Raw genomic sequence first — 13,519 nt, 5'->3', positions numbered from 1 at the left:
AGGGGATGGGCGGGGGCCGCGGCCGCCGCCCATCCGGCGCGGTGTAACGGCGGACGGGTGTCGGTGCGCCCCTCTGGTGTGAAGCAGTGAATCGGTGCTTCAATCCTTCACGTGCCGTACCGCCGCCCCCCTGCCGTGCAGGCCCGCCTCGACGCCCGTCGCGACCGCGTCCTGGAAGCCGCCGTCCTCCTGCTGTCCCGCGAGGGGTACGCCGGCTGCTCCGTCGCCGCCATCGCAGCCGAGGCGGGCATCTCCACCGGCAGCGTCTACCAGGCGTTCTCCGGCAAGTCCGAACTCGCCGCCGCCCTCTTCCGCACCCTGGTCGCCCGCGAGGTCGAGGCCGTGGCCGCGGCGGCGGACCGCCCCGGCACCGCCGCCCAGCGGGTCGCCGCCGCCGCCGAGACATTCGCCGGCCGCGCGCTCCAGGCACCGCGACGGGCCTTCGCCCTGCTCGCCGAACCCGCCGACCAGGCCGTCGAGACGGAGCGCCTGGTCTTCCGCCGGGCGTTCCGGGACGTGTTCGCCGACCGCATCGCCGACGGGGTCGCGGCCGGCGAACTCCCCCCGCAGAACCCCGACCTGACGGCCGCCGCCCTCGTCGGCGCGATAGCCGAGGCGCTCGTCGGGCCGCTCGCCGACGGGGACGCGGCCCCCGGCGACGTCGTGCCCGCCCTCGTCACCTTCACCCAGCGTGCCCTTGGAGGACACGATGCCCCGGACGCATGAGGTCACCAACCAGGTCCCGCCCCACCACGGCTACGACGCGGCCGCCGACCCGGCCCTGCTGGAGGCCGTCGCCCGGGAGGGTGCGGACTGGGCAGTGCCCGAGCTCCACCGCCTCGGCGTGCTCGCCGGATCCGAACAGGCCGGCGAGTGGGGGCGCCTGGCCAACGAGAACCCGCCCGTGCTGCGCACCCACGACCGCTGCGGCCACCGCATCGACGAGGTCGAGTTCCACCCGTACTGGCACGAGCTGATGCGCACCGCCGTCTCCCACGGGCTGCACGCGGCACCCTGGACCGAGGACCGCCCCGGCGCGCACGTCGCGCGCGCCGCCAAGTTCATCGTGTGGGGGCAGGTCGAGGCCGGGCACACCTGCCCCGTCTCGATGACGTACGCCGCCGTCCCGGCGCTCCGCACCACGCCCGGTCTCGCCTCCTGGCTGGAGCCGCTGCTCGGCTCGCGCACGTACGACTTCGGGCTGCGCCGGCCCGACACCAAGGCCGGGCTGATCGCCGGGATGTCGATGACGGAGAAGCAGGGCGGCTCCGACGTGCGTGCCAACACCACGACGGCCGTCCCGGCCGGGGACGGCACGTACCGGCTCACCGGGCACAAGTGGTTCACGTCCGCCCCCATGTCCGACGTGTTCCTGACGCTGGCGCAGGCCCCGGGCGGGCTGTCCTGCTTCCTGCTGCCGCGCGTACTGCCCGACGGCAGCCGCAACCGGCTTCTGCTCCAGCGGCTCAAGGACAAGCTGGGCAACCGGTCCAACGCGTCGGCGGAGATCGAGTACGAGGACGCCTTCGGGTGGCTGGTCGGGGAGGAGGGGCGCGGGGTCGCCACCATCATCGAGATGGTCAACACCACCCGGCTCGACTGCGTCCTCGGCGGCGCTGCCGGCCTGCGCCTCGGCACCGTCCGGGCCGTCCACCACGCCACCCACCGGCGGGCCTTCGGCAAGGCGCTGATCGACCAGCCGCTCATGCGGAACGTCCTCGCCGACCTGGCGCTCGAATCGGAAGCCGCCACCGCGGCCGCGCTGCGGCTGGCCGGCGCCACGGACCGGGTCGCCCGCGGGGACTCGGACGAGGCGGTACTGCGCCGGATCGCCCTGGCCGTCACCAAGTACTGGGTGTGCAAGCGGGCCCCCGGCCACGCGGCCGAAGCGCTGGAATGCCTGGGCGGCAACGGCTACATCGAGGACTCCGGCATGCCGCGCCTCTACCGCGAGGCGCCGCTGTCCTCCATCTGGGAGGGCTCGGGGAACGTCGCGGCGCTGGACTCGCTGCGGGCGATGGCCCGGCAGCCGGAGACCGTCGAGGCCTTCTTCGCCGAGGTCGGGCGGGCGGCCGGCGCGGACCGGCACCTGGACGCTGCCGTCGCCGGACTGCACAAGCAGCTCGCCGACCCCGCCGAAGCCGAGTACCGGGCCCGGCAGCTCACCGAGACCATGGCGCTCGTGTTCCAGGCCGCGCTCCTCCAGCGCCACGCCCCGGGCGCCGTGGCCGACGCGTTCTGCGCCTCCCGGCTGGGCGGCGAGCACGGAGGGGCCTACGGGACCCTGCCGACCGGCGTGGACGTCGAGGCGGTGCTGGCGCGGGCGCGGACGGAGAGCGCCGTCTGATCCCGAGCGGTCCGGGTGCCGAAGGCCGCGGCGGCCGTCCGCCGGAACCGCAACCGGAGGAGGGCACCCGTACGTCTCCACCGCCGACGGCGGCAAGGCGGCAGCGGCGGCGACAGGGGACCGGCATGGGACGCAGGCGCGGCGGGGCGGCACTGAGGGTGGCCGCGGCGGTGGCGGCGGGAGTGATGGGTCTCGCGGCCTGCTCGCCGGAGGAGGAGCCGACCGTGTCGCCCTCCGTCTCCTCCTCCGCTGCTCCGCCGGGGTCGCCGGTGCCGCCGTCGCCGACATCGGTACCGCTGCCGGCGGGGACGCCGGCCGTCCGTACCGGGGTGCCCTGGCACCTCGACCGGCTCGACCAGCGCACCGGCCCCCTCGACGGCCGGTTCGCGGCGGGCACCGACGGCAGCGGGGTCCGCGTCTACGTGCTGGACACGGGGCTCGATCTGAAGCACCCCGAATTCGGCGGGCGGGCCGTCCTCGGCGCCGACTTCGTCGGCGACCCCGATGCCGGGGACTGCTTCGACGGCGGCGGCCTCGGCCACGGCACGTTCGTCGCCGGCATCATCGCGGGCCGGACGCACGGTGTCGCCCCCGGCGCGGAGGTCGTCCGCGTGCAGGCCATCGCCTGCGAGGAGGGCAGCGGCCCCGGGGCCCGCAAGGACGCGGGCCCGTCTGCCGGCCCGTCTGCCGACGCGGCCGTCATCAGGGCCGTGGAGTGGGTCGCGGCCCACGCGCGCCGCCCCGCCGTGGCCAACATGTCGCTCAACCTCAAGGAGAGGTCTCCGGCCCTGGACGCCGCGGTCGAGCGCCTGATCGCCTCGGGGATTCCGGTGGTCGTGTCGGCCGGCAACTTCGCCGACGACGCCTGCGCCCACTCCCCGGCCGGGGCGCGCGGCGCGATCGTCGTCGCCGCGTCCACGCGCGGCGACCGGCACTGGACCGACGGGTCCGCACACGGCTCCGGCCACGGGTCCTGCGTGGACCTGTACGCGCCGGGCGCCGAGATCACCTCCGCGCTCGCCGGCGCGGGAACCACCACCGCCGACGCCCCGGCGACCTCGTGGGCCGCCCCCCACGCCACCGGCGCGGTCGCCCTCCACCTCGCCACCCACCCGTCCGCCACCCCCGCCCAGGTCCGCGCGGCGATCCTCGGCCGGACGGTGCCCGCCGCACTCGGCGACGTGCCCGCCGGAACCCCGAACCGGCTGCTGCACACAGGGGGCCTCTGACCCGGGCTCGTGGGTCCCGCGGCGTCAGGCGGGGGTGAGGGTGCCCAGGCGGTCCTCGATCGTCTGGGCGGCGTCCAGGCACAGGTCCTCGCGGAAGGGCCGGCCGATGATCTGCACGCCCTGGGGGAGGCCGTCGGCCAGGCCCGTGGGAACGGCGACCGCGGGGACGCCCGCGAAGCTCGTCGCCGTGCAGAGGCGCATCGCCGAGGCGACGCGGTCCCGGCCGGCGGGGTCCCGTGACTCCAGGCCCGGTTCGACGGGCGGTTCCGTGAACGACGGGCCCAGCAGGAGCGGCCAGGTGTCCAGGAACTGCGCCCAGGAGCGGCGGATGCCCAGCCAGGTGCCCATGAGCCCGATCAGGTCCTCGGCCGTGGCGGGCGGCGTGCGGTCCATCGCGAACCTGATGTAGCGGCTGCCCTCCTCGCCGAGGAGGGCGCTCACCGCCGGCCAGGCCGGGGCGAACTCGGCCAGGGTGATGCGGTTGTAGGCGTCGAGGGCCTCTTCGAGCCGGGGCACGTCCGGGACCTCGGTGACGGCGTGGCCGGCGTCGGCGAGGGCGCTGGCCGCGGCGTCCACGGCCGCGCGGACGTCGGGGTGGACGCCGTGCCCGCCCGGGTCCGCGACCACCGCGACGCGGAGGGGGCGGCGGAGGGGCTCGCCGCGCAGGGGCGCCGGGACGGCTCGCGGATCGCGCGGGTCGGTGCCCGCGAGGGCCTCGAAGGCGAGCCGCAGATCGCCCACCCGGCGGGCCAGCGGACCGTCGGTCACCAGCATCTGGGAGGCCGGGCCGGGGTCGGCGGGGCCGAGTACGCGGTGGTCCGCCGGGAAGCGGCCGGGCGTCGGCTTGAGCGCCGCGACCCCGCAGAACTGGGCGGGGATGCGGAGCGAGCCGCCCGAGTCGTTGCCCAGGCCGAGGGCGGCCATGCCGGTGGCGACCGCCACCGCGTCGCCGCCGCTGCTGCCGCCCGGGGTGCGGGCCGGATCCCACGGGTTGACCGTGTCCCCGTACAGCTCGCTGCGGGTGTGCATGCCGGCCAGGACCAGGGTGGGGAGGTTGGAGTGGCCGAGCGGGATGGCGCCGGCCGCGCGGAGGCGCGCCACCGGCGGTGCGTCGGTTTCGGCGATCATGCCGCGGAAGCGGGGCACCCCGAGTGTGGTCGCCGCGCCGGCCAGGGGGGTTGTCTCCTTGACCGTGAACGGTACGCCCGCGAGCGGCCCCAGGTCCTCGCCGGCCGCACGGCGGGCGTCGATGCGGGCCGCGTCCGCGCGGGCCCGCTCGGTGGTGAGCTGGGTGATCGCGTTGAAGCGCGGGTTGGTTGCGGAGATGCGGTCCAGGTGGATCTGCAGGAGTTCCGCGGCCGAGACCTCGCCCTTGCGTACGGCCTCCGCCTGGGCCGCGGCCGACCGTTGCCACAGGGCCTGCTGCATGGGTCTTCCTTCCGTCCGTCAAGTGATGCGGTTGTATCGGAACCTTAGGGCATGTAGCGATGCGGTCGTATCGAATAAGGTGGGCGGCTGGTGGAGGGAGGGCGTCGTGCCCCGACAGATCGATCACGAGAGCCGGCGCCGGCTCATCGCGGAAGCCGTGTGCCGCCTCGCCGACGAGAGCGGACTGGAAGGCGTGACGCTGCGCGATGTCGCCACTCGGGCAGGGGTCTCGATGGGGGCGGTGCAGCGGTGCTTCCGGACCAAGGACGAGATGCTGCTCTTCGCGCTCCGCCACGTCGGCGACCGCATCGGCGAGCGGGTACGGGCGAGCGTGGTGCGCAGCCCGGCCCAGTCGGCGGCCACGGCGCTCGGGCATGCCGCCGCCGAGGTCGCGTTGTTGCGGGAGGAGCACCGGGCCGAGGCCCGCGTGTGGCTCGCGTTCCTCGCGCAGGCCGTGGTGACGGAGCCGCTGGCCCGTGTGGTGCGGGCCGGCTATGCGGAGTGGTGCGGGTCCTTCGCCCGGCTCGTCGCCGAGGCGGCTCCCGGCGCCGACCCCGAGCGTGAGGCACGGGCGCTGCTGGCCCTGGCCGACGGGCTCACCGTGCACGTGCTGGTCGGGCACCTCACGCCCGGCGAAGCCCAGGACGTGCTGCACGGACACGTGGCGGGGCTGTGGGAGCGCCGTCCGGCGGTCGGTGGCGCGCGCTGAAGCGGCGCGGCGCCACCGCGGGGGGCCCCGGCTGGCCCTACTGTCTCCCGCATGGCTGAGACGTTCGATCACAACCCGCAGGTATGGACCGCCGGACGGCTGCGCGAGGCGCTTGCCGCTCTTCCCGACGAGACCCCGATCCACATCGGCGTCGCGGACAGCCCCGGTGATTTCGACAGCTACGGCGACCACGTCCTGGTGGCCGCCGAGCCCGTGGAACTGGAGATCGACGGGGAGGCGTGCGTGCAGTTCACCCTCTTCGCCGATGCCCTGGCCGGTGTCTACCACCTCGATCTGGACTGAGAACCCCGGAAGCGGGCCCCGCCGCGGGCCCGCGCGCCGCCTCCGACGGGAAGAGCCGGGCCCGGCGACGTAGCCTGGTCTGAACGCCCGCCCGCGCACCCGGGGAGGCGGCGCATGACCGACCCGCACGGATTCCTGCATACCCCCCGCAGCCCCGTTCCGCCACGGCCCGCCGGCGAGCGGCTGGGGGACTGGCGCGAGGTGTACGCGGGGCAGGCGCTGCTGCCCCTGGTGTCCGCCCAGGCCAACCGGTGCATGGACTGCGGGGTGCCGTTCTGCCACGGTGCCTGCCCGCTGGGGAACCTGATCCCCGAGTGGAACGCGTACGCCGCCCGCGGGGACTGGCGGGCGGCCTCGGAGCGGCTCCACGCCACGAACAACTTTCCCGAGTTCACCGGGCGCCTCTGCCCGGCTCCCTGCGAGGACGCGTGCGTGCTCGCCCTGGAGAACGCCCCGGTGACCATCAAGAACGTCGAGCAGGCCATCGCCGACCACGCCTGGGAGAGCGGGCATGTCGCCGCGGCCCCGCCCGGCCGGCACAGCGGGCGGACCGTCGCGGTGATCGGTTCCGGGCCCGCCGGGCTCGCCGCGGCGCAGCAGCTGACGCGGGTCGGCCACACCGTCGTCGTCTACGAGCGCGACGACCGGCTCGGCGGGCTCCTGCGGTACGGCATCCCCGCGTTCAAGATGGAGAAGTCGCACCTGGAGCGGCGGATCGCGCAGATGCGGGACGAGGGCACCGTCTTCCGCGCCGGGGCCGACGTGGGCGGCGCCGTGGACGCGGTGGAACTGCGCCGCCGCCACGACGCCGTCGTCGTCGCCGTCGGGGCCGGGCAGCCGCGCGAGCTGGACGTCGGCGGGAGGGCGCTGGCGGGCGTCCACCAGGCGATGGACTACCTGGTGAGCGCCAACCGGGTGGGCGAGGGCGATGCCGCGGAGCCGTGGATCACGGCCCGAGGGCGGCGCGTCGTCGTCGTGGGCGGCGGGGACACCGGATCCGACTGCGTCGGCACCGCCCTGCGCCAGGGAGCCGTGTCGGTCGTGCAGATCGACATCAACCCCGAGCCCGGAAGCGGGCGGGCCGGCCACGAGCCCTGGCCGGTGTACCCGAAGGTGTACCGGATCTCGCACGCGCACGAGGAGGCCCGGGGGCGGCAGGGGTCCGACCCCCGGCTCTTCGCCCTGGCCACCCTGCGGCTCGAGGGCGACGCCGCCGGACGCGTACGCGCCCTGCACCTGACCCGCGTGGAGCCGCAGGACCGCAGCCCCGTGCCCGGCACAGGGCAGGTCGTCGAGGCCGAGCTGGTCCTGCTGGCCCTCGGCTTCTCGGGGCCCGAGCGCGGATGCGGGCTGGAAGGGCAGCTGGGCCTGGTCCGGGACGGGCGCGGCAACTTCGCCCGCGACGCCGGGTTCGCGGCACCGGGCGCTGACGGGGTGTTCGTCGCCGGTGACGCCGGGCGCGGGCAGTCCCTCGTGGTGTGGGCGATCGCCGAGGGGCGTGCTGCGGCCGCCGCCGTGGACCGCGCGCTGGCCGGGCGGACCGAGTTGCCCTCGCCGGTGCGCGCCGACGACCGGCCCCTGACCGCCTGACCGGCACGGCACAATCATCGGGTGACTGGAGACCCCTTTCTGTGGCTGGAAGACGTGGAAGGCGAGGCCGCGCTGGCGTGGGTCGCCGAGCGGAACGCCGAGACCGCCGCCGCGCTCGCCGCCGACCCCCGGTTCGACGCCCTGCGAGCCGAACTGCGGGATGTGCTCGACGATGCGGAGCGCATCCCCTACACCCGCCGCCGCGGGGAGCACCTGTACAACTTCTGGCGTGACGCCGACCGGGCCAAAGGCGTGTGGCGGCGCACCACGTTGGAGCAGTACCGCAAGGACGAACCGGCCTGGGAGACCCTCCTCGACATCGACGCGCTCGCCGCGGCCGAAGGCGAGGAATGGGTCTGGGCCGGCGCGTCCGTGCGCCACCCCGAGTACCGGCGAGCCCTGGTGATGCTCTCCCGCGACGGTTCGGACGCCGTCGAGGTGCGCGAATTCGACCTGGAGCGGCGGGAGTTCGTCGAAGGAGGGTTCCGGGTCGCCGAGGCGAAGACCCGGATCGCCTGGATCGACGAGGACACCGTCTTCGTCGGCACCGACCTCGGCCCCGGCTCCCTGACCGCGTCCGGATACCCGCGCACCGTCCGGCGCTGGCGCCGCGGCACCCCGCTGGAGGACGCGCAGACCGTCTTCGAGGCCGAGGCCGGTGACGTGTCCGCCTCCGGCTGGCACGACCCGACGCCCGGCTTCGAGCGGTCCTTCGTCTCCCGCTACCACGACTTCTTCCGGTACGAGGTCCACCTGGTCGACGGAGAGCGGCTCGTACGGATCGACGTACCCGACGACGCCGGGAAGTACGTATGGCGGGAGTGGCTCGTCGTCACCCCCCGGAGCCCGTGGCTGGGGCAGCCTGCCGGGTCGCTGCTCGTCTTCGACTTCGACGACTTCCTGGCCGGCGACCGCACGCCCCAGGTGCTGTTCGCGCCCGACGGGCGGACCGCCCTCGCCGGGCACTCCTGGACCCGACGCCACCTCGTGCTGGACACCCTCGCGGACGTCGCCACCCGGCTGGAGGTCCTCACCCCGGGGCCCGGCGGGTGGAGCCGGCGGCCGCTCGCCGAGGTGCCGCCGCTGTCGTCGGCCTCGATCACCGACACCGACCCGTACACCTCCGACGAGTACTTCCTCGACGTGTCCGGCTTCCTCCAGCCGTCCACCCTCACCCGCGGGCACATCGGCGCCGACTCGGACGTGCTCAAGCAGGCCCCCGCCCGCTTCGAGACGGCCGGCCTGGCCGTACGGCAGTTCTTCGCCCGGTCCGCGGACGGCACCGCCGTGCCGTACTTCGTCGTCGGCCCCGCCGAGTACGACAGGCCCGGGCCAGCCCTGCTCTACGGGTACGGCGGCTTCCGCGACCAGCAGACGCCCGGCTACGACGCCCTCACCGGGCGTGCCTGGCTCGCCCGCGGCGGCACCTACGCCGTCGCCAACATCCGCGGCGGCTCCGAGTACGGGCCCGACTGGCACCGCGCCGCCCTCGGCGCCGACCGGGTACGGGCCTTCGAGGACTTCGCGGCCGTCGCCGCCGACCTCACCGCCCGCGGCATCACCACCCCGAGCCGGCTCGGCATCACCGGCGCCAGCAACGGCGGCCTCCTCATGGGCGCCATGCTCGTCCGCCACCCCGAGCTGTTCGGCGCCGTCGTCGCCCGCGTCCCGCTGCTGGACATGCTCCGCTACCACCGGCTGCTCGCCGGCGCGTCCTGGACCGCCGAGTACGGCGACCCGGACGACCCCGCCGACCGCCCCCACCTGGAGGCGATCTCCCCGTACCACCACCTCGCCGCGGACCGCCCCTACCCGCCGGTGCTGCTCATGACCTCGACCCGCGACGACCGCGTCCACCCCGGGCACGCCCGCAAGGCCGCCGCCCGGCTCCGCGAACTCGGCCACCGGGTCCTCTTCCACGAGAACACCGGCGGCGGCCACGGCGGCGCCTCCGACAACGAGCAGGCCGCCGCGAACGAGGCGCTCGCCTTCACCTTCCTGTGGCAGCACCTGGGGGACACCGCCGCACCCTGACCGAAAACCCTTCGCCGGGGCACCGGGGCGTCACCCACGACGAACGGCTGCGAGCAACGCCCTGCTGCCCGAGCCGCTGCTGTGGCCGCTGTACGCCGTCGCCGCCGGGGTCTCCGCCCTGGCGGGGCTCCAACGGCCCGCGCGGCCGGCTGGACCGGCACCCGGCCGGTTTTCTGGGGCGGCGGGCTGCTGTGCCTGGCCGCCGTCGCGGCCCTCGCCGCCCTGCTGCCCTCGCTGGTGACGTACGACTCGGAGACCGGCGAGGACGCGCGGCGGCGGCGGGGGCCGCCCTTCCCGCCGCAGTCGCGCCCGCCCAGGGGGGCGGAAGCACCACGGCGGGGCCAATCGAAGGGAATCCGCCCGGACATCCGGACCATTCGTTGCATCGGCCGCATTGCGTACCTATGGTCCACAGGCGTTCGACGTTGGCTTTCCACGCGACCACCGGAGGTCCGTATGCCCGTCCGCACATCCCCCATGATCCTGGCGGCAGCCGCGCTGCTCTCCCTCGGGCTCCCGGCGGTCGCCGCGGACGCGGCCGAGGAGGCGACCTGCTTCGGCCGCACCGCGACGATCACCGGGACCGGGAAGATCACCGGGACGGAGGGCGACGACGTCATCGTCGGGTCGGCCGCGGCGGACACCATCGACGGGCTCGGCGGCAACGACCTGATCTGCGGCCTCGCCGGCGACGACACCCTGGCCGGCGGCCTCGGCAACGACCAGCTGGACGGCGGGGAGGGCTCCGACCTCGTACGCGGCGACCTGATCGGCACCCGGGCGGACGTGGACGGCGGCGGCAACGACGTCATCTTCGGCGGCCCGGGCGACGACCGGCTCGGCGGCGACAGCATCGCGTTCGGCGGCAGCGCCTCGGGCGGCGGCAACGACATGGTGTTCGGCGGCGACGGCAACGACGCCATCATCGGCGACAGCCGCGGCGGCATCAACGCCTCCGGCGGCGGCAACGACGTCCTCGACGGCGGTCCCGGGGACGACGAGCTGACGGGCGACTCCTCGGCGGAGGCCACCGCCACCGGCGAGGGCAACGACGTCCTCAGCGGCGGCCCCGGCCAGGACACCCTCATCGGCGACGCCCTCTCGGGCCACGTCGCCCGCGGCCGCGGCGACGGCGCCGACTCCCGCCCCGGCGCCTCGCCGTCCCCGGCCGCGGGCCGCCCCGCCCCGGCGAAGCCCGCGGCCCCCGCCCCGGTGAAGCCCGCGGCCCCCGCCCCGGACCCGGCAGCCGACGCGGCGGCGGGCGGCAACGACGTCATGGACGGCGGCGACGGGGCGACCGACACCTGCGACGGCAAGGGCGGCTCCGACATCGCCCTCGCCTGCGAGACCACCACGAACGTCCCGTAGCGCCCGGCGGCCTGCGCTGCCGCCGCCAGGTGCCCCGGCCGGCGGTCAGGACGGTTGGCGGAGGCATTCGATCCGGTAGTCGCCTGTTTCCGGGTCGGTCGTCACGCCGTGGGCCTCGCTGTGGAAGCCGGGGAACGCGCGGTCGAAGGACTCCAGGGCGCGCAGGTAGCGGAGCAGGGGGCCGGTTTCGGGGCCGGTCGACTCGCCCGGCATCAGGACCGGGATGCCGGGCGGGGTCACCGTCACCATGGCCGCTGCCACCCGGTTCGCGGCGTCGGCCAGCCGGACGCGTTCGGTGCCGCCGCGGATGAGCTGCTGGTAGCACGCGCGGGGCGGGGCGACCGGCTCGGGCAGCTCCTGGAAGGCCGTGTCCAGGGCGGTGATCAGCTCGGCGTGCGTCAGGTGCTCGTGCATGCGGGTGCACAGGCCGCGCAGGGTGGTGCCGGCGTAGCGCCGCGGGAACCGCTCGACCAGGCCCGGCAGCACCCGGTCGAGCGGGGCGTCCGCGTCGTGGAGGGCCTTGAAGTCCATGAGGGCGTCCATGAGGGTGCCCCACTTGCCCTTGGTGATGCCCATGGAGAACAGCACCAGCGCGGTGTAGCTGTCGGTCTTCTCCACGACGATGCCGCGGGCGGCCAGGTACGCGGTGAGGATGCGCGCCGGGATGCCCCACTCGTGCGTCTTCCCGGTGGCGGTGACGCCCGGGCAGGTCAGGGTCACCTTGACCGGGTCGAGCAGGCAGTAGCCGTCGGTCAGGTCCCGGAAGCCGTGCCAGGCGGCGCCGGGCTCCAGGTGCCAGCAGCCCGGCTCGCGGCTCAGCAGCGCGGCCGGGGCCTCGGCGAACGGCATGCGCTCGCCGGTGGCCGGGTCGGTGACGGTGTCCGGCTGCCAGACGCCGAAGAACCAGTCGGGCCGGTCGCCGGCGGCCGCGATCCGCCGCCCGGTGCGCACCACGGCCTGCCGGAACCGGATCGCCTCGGTGACCGCCTCGTCGACCAGCCACCGCCCCTGCGGCCCGTCCATCATCGCCGCCGCCACGTCCAGCGAGGCGATCGCCGGGTACAGCGGGGACGTCGTCCCGTGCATCATGAACGCCTCGTTGAACCGCTCGTGTTCGACGGGCGCCCGCGGCGCCGACCGGACGTGCACCATGGCGCACTGCGACAGCGCCGCCAGCAGCTTGTGGGTCGACTGGGTGGCGAACACCGTGGGCCGCTGCGGCCCTTCGGCGGTGTCGGGGAAGGTGTCCGGGCCGACGGCCATGCCGTACCGGCCCGCGTACAGCGGGTGGAAGCGGGCGTACGCGAACCAGGCCTCGTCGAAGTGGAGGCGCGGCGTGCTCGGGGCGAGGGCGCGGGCGGCTGCGACCGTGTCGTAGCACAGCCCGTCGTACGTGGAGTTGGTGAGCACCGCGTACTGCGCGTCCCGGGAGAGCGCCCCGGCCGTGAGCGGGTTCGCGGCGATGCGGGCGGCGACCGCCGCCGGGTCGGTCTCGGCCGGCGGGAGGGGACCGGCCAGCCCGTAGCCGTTGCGGGTCGGCACCAGGTAGACGGGGCGGGCGCCGGAGATGACCAGACCGTGCAGCACGGACTTGTGGCAGTTGCGGTCGACGAGCGCGATCTCGTCGGAGGTGGCGCTGTAGTGGCCGACCATGCGGTCGGCCGTCGAGTCGCCGTGGAGGACGAAGTAGGTGCGGTCGGCGCCGAAGACGCGGGCGGCGTTCCGCTCGGCCTCGCCGATCGGCCCGTTGTGCTCGAAGAGCGACCCCAGCTCCCCGACCGAGATCGACAGGTCGCTGCGGAAGAGGCGCTCGCCGTAGTAGTCGAAGAACGCCCGGCCCGCAGGGGACTTGAGGAAGGCGACACCGCCGGAGTGGGCCGGGGTGTGCCACGAGTACTCGTGCGCGTCGTCGAAGCGGCGCAGGGCCTTGAAGAACGGGGGCAGCAGGTCCCGGTGGTAGTTCCGGGCGGCGGTGCCCACGCGGCCGGCGATGAACGACGGCGTGTCCTCCAGGGGCCAGATGTAGCCGACGACGGTCTCGGAGACCCACAGGGGCAGCCGCTCCAGGTCCTGGTCGGCCTCGTCGGCCATGACGAGGAAGACGGGCAGGTCCTTGAAGCGGCGGCCGATGTGGCGCAGTACGTCGCCGCCGCCCCCGGCATCCGCGGGGGCGCCGGCCCCGTCCGGCAGGTCCCAGGCGACGACGGCGGCGCTCAGTCCCGCCTCCGTGCGGAGTGCGGCCCGGGCGTCGGCGGCGTTGGCCGCCCACCGCAGCTCCAGGCCCTCGTTCTCCAACTCCTTGCCGATGCGGCGGATCTGCTCGGCGCTGACGCCGCCGCCCAGGGGGTTCTCACGCAGTGCCAGCAGGACCGTGCCGTTCGCCATGGGCGTCCGCTTTCCGTGGGGGGTGCCGATTGCCTCGGGTGCGACAGTCTTCCGGCTCGGCGGCGTCGGCCGCTGCCCGCCTGCGGGTGCTTCACCCGCAGGTGGGCGCGTGCGCGGCGGTCCTTG

At 75.3% G+C, this 13,519-nt stretch carries 10 protein-coding genes; 8 read left to right on the top strand and 2 right to left on the bottom strand.

The annotated features are described in order from the left end of the window. Positions 1-111 precede the first annotated feature (111 nt). From ACZ462_RS18195 to ACZ462_RS18185, 3 genes are all read left to right on the top strand, one after another. Complete coding sequence (locus tag ACZ462_RS18195; protein WP_467806537.1) at positions 112-726, top strand: TetR/AcrR family transcriptional regulator; 615 nt, start codon at positions 112-114, stop codon at positions 724-726. Then, positions 710-2,347 (top strand): isovaleryl-CoA dehydrogenase, encoded by a 1,638-nt coding sequence (locus ACZ462_RS18190; protein WP_467806536.1) that lies wholly within the window; start codon positions 710-712, stop codon positions 2,345-2,347. The genes ACZ462_RS18195 and ACZ462_RS18190 overlap by 17 nt, the downstream gene beginning before the upstream one ends. Positions 2,348-2,472: 125 nt before the next feature. Continuing rightward, positions 2,473-3,576: a S8 family peptidase gene (locus tag ACZ462_RS18185; RefSeq protein ID WP_467806535.1), complete on the top strand. Its 1,104-nt coding sequence runs from the start codon at positions 2,473-2,475 to the stop codon at positions 3,574-3,576. Between the two features lie 24 nt (positions 3,577-3,600). Here ACZ462_RS18185 and ACZ462_RS18180 read toward each other — a convergent pair whose 3' ends face one another. Beyond that, the gene (locus tag ACZ462_RS18180; RefSeq protein ID WP_467806534.1) at positions 3,601-5,004 is read right to left on the bottom strand and encodes an amidase; all 1,404 of its coding nucleotides are present in this window, start codon (positions 5,002-5,004) and stop codon (positions 3,601-3,603) included. Between the two features lie 106 nt (positions 5,005-5,110). Between ACZ462_RS18180 and ACZ462_RS18175 the strand changes: the two genes are divergently transcribed. From ACZ462_RS18175 to ACZ462_RS18155, 5 genes are all read left to right on the top strand, one after another. After that, positions 5,111-5,713: a TetR/AcrR family transcriptional regulator gene (locus ACZ462_RS18175; RefSeq protein ID WP_467806532.1), complete on the top strand. Its 603-nt coding sequence runs from the start codon at positions 5,111-5,113 to the stop codon at positions 5,711-5,713. Between the two features lie 51 nt (positions 5,714-5,764). After that, complete coding sequence (locus ACZ462_RS18170; RefSeq protein WP_467806531.1) at positions 5,765-6,016, top strand: DUF6225 family protein; 252 nt, start codon at positions 5,765-5,767, stop codon at positions 6,014-6,016. Positions 6,017-6,130: 114 nt separating this feature from the next. Further along, a complete protein-coding gene (locus ACZ462_RS18165) occupies positions 6,131-7,606 on the top strand; it encodes a glutamate synthase subunit beta (protein WP_467806529.1) in 1,476 nt (491 codons plus the stop codon). A 21-nt stretch (positions 7,607-7,627) separates the two neighbouring features. Continuing rightward, a complete protein-coding gene (locus ACZ462_RS18160) occupies positions 7,628-9,640 on the top strand; it encodes a prolyl oligopeptidase family serine peptidase (protein WP_467806527.1) in 2,013 nt (670 codons plus the stop codon). Between the two features lie 456 nt (positions 9,641-10,096). Continuing rightward, a complete protein-coding gene (locus ACZ462_RS18155; protein ID WP_467806526.1) occupies positions 10,097-11,008 on the top strand; it encodes a calcium-binding protein in 912 nt (303 codons plus the stop codon). 45 nt (positions 11,009-11,053) lie between these two features. On the opposite strand, the gene ACZ462_RS18150 is transcribed toward ACZ462_RS18155, so the two are convergent. Continuing rightward, complete coding sequence (locus ACZ462_RS18150) at positions 11,054-13,393, bottom strand: Orn/Lys/Arg family decarboxylase (protein WP_467806525.1); 2,340 nt, start codon at positions 13,391-13,393, stop codon at positions 11,054-11,056. Positions 13,394-13,519: the final 126 nt, after the last annotated feature.

It is taken from the genome of Streptomyces sp. NPDC031121, from assembly GCF_055570615.1.
Note: the sequence above shows the minus strand (reverse complement) of the source record. Positions and strands in the feature narration are given on the sequence as shown.

Bases quoted from the DNA above. Each gene is read 5' to 3' on its own strand.
- ACZ462_RS18155 (WP_467806526.1), top strand. From the start codon at position 10,097: ATGCCCGTCCGCACATCCCCCATGATCCTGGCGGCAGCCGCGCTGCTC.
- ACZ462_RS18190 (WP_467806536.1), top strand. From the start codon at position 710: ATGCCCCGGACGCATGAGGTCACCAACCAGGTCCCGCCCCACCACGGC.
- ACZ462_RS18170 (WP_467806531.1), top strand. From the start codon at position 5,765: ATGGCTGAGACGTTCGATCACAACCCGCAGGTATGGACCGCCGGACGG.
- ACZ462_RS18180 (WP_467806534.1), bottom strand. From the start codon at position 5,004: ATGCAGCAGGCCCTGTGGCAACGGTCGGCCGCGGCCCAGGCGGAGGCC.
- ACZ462_RS18150 (WP_467806525.1), bottom strand. From the start codon at position 13,393: ATGGCGAACGGCACGGTCCTGCTGGCACTGCGTGAGAACCCCCTGGGC.
- ACZ462_RS18165 (WP_467806529.1), top strand. From the start codon at position 6,131: ATGACCGACCCGCACGGATTCCTGCATACCCCCCGCAGCCCCGTTCCG.
- ACZ462_RS18185 (WP_467806535.1), top strand. From the start codon at position 2,473: ATGGGACGCAGGCGCGGCGGGGCGGCACTGAGGGTGGCCGCGGCGGTG.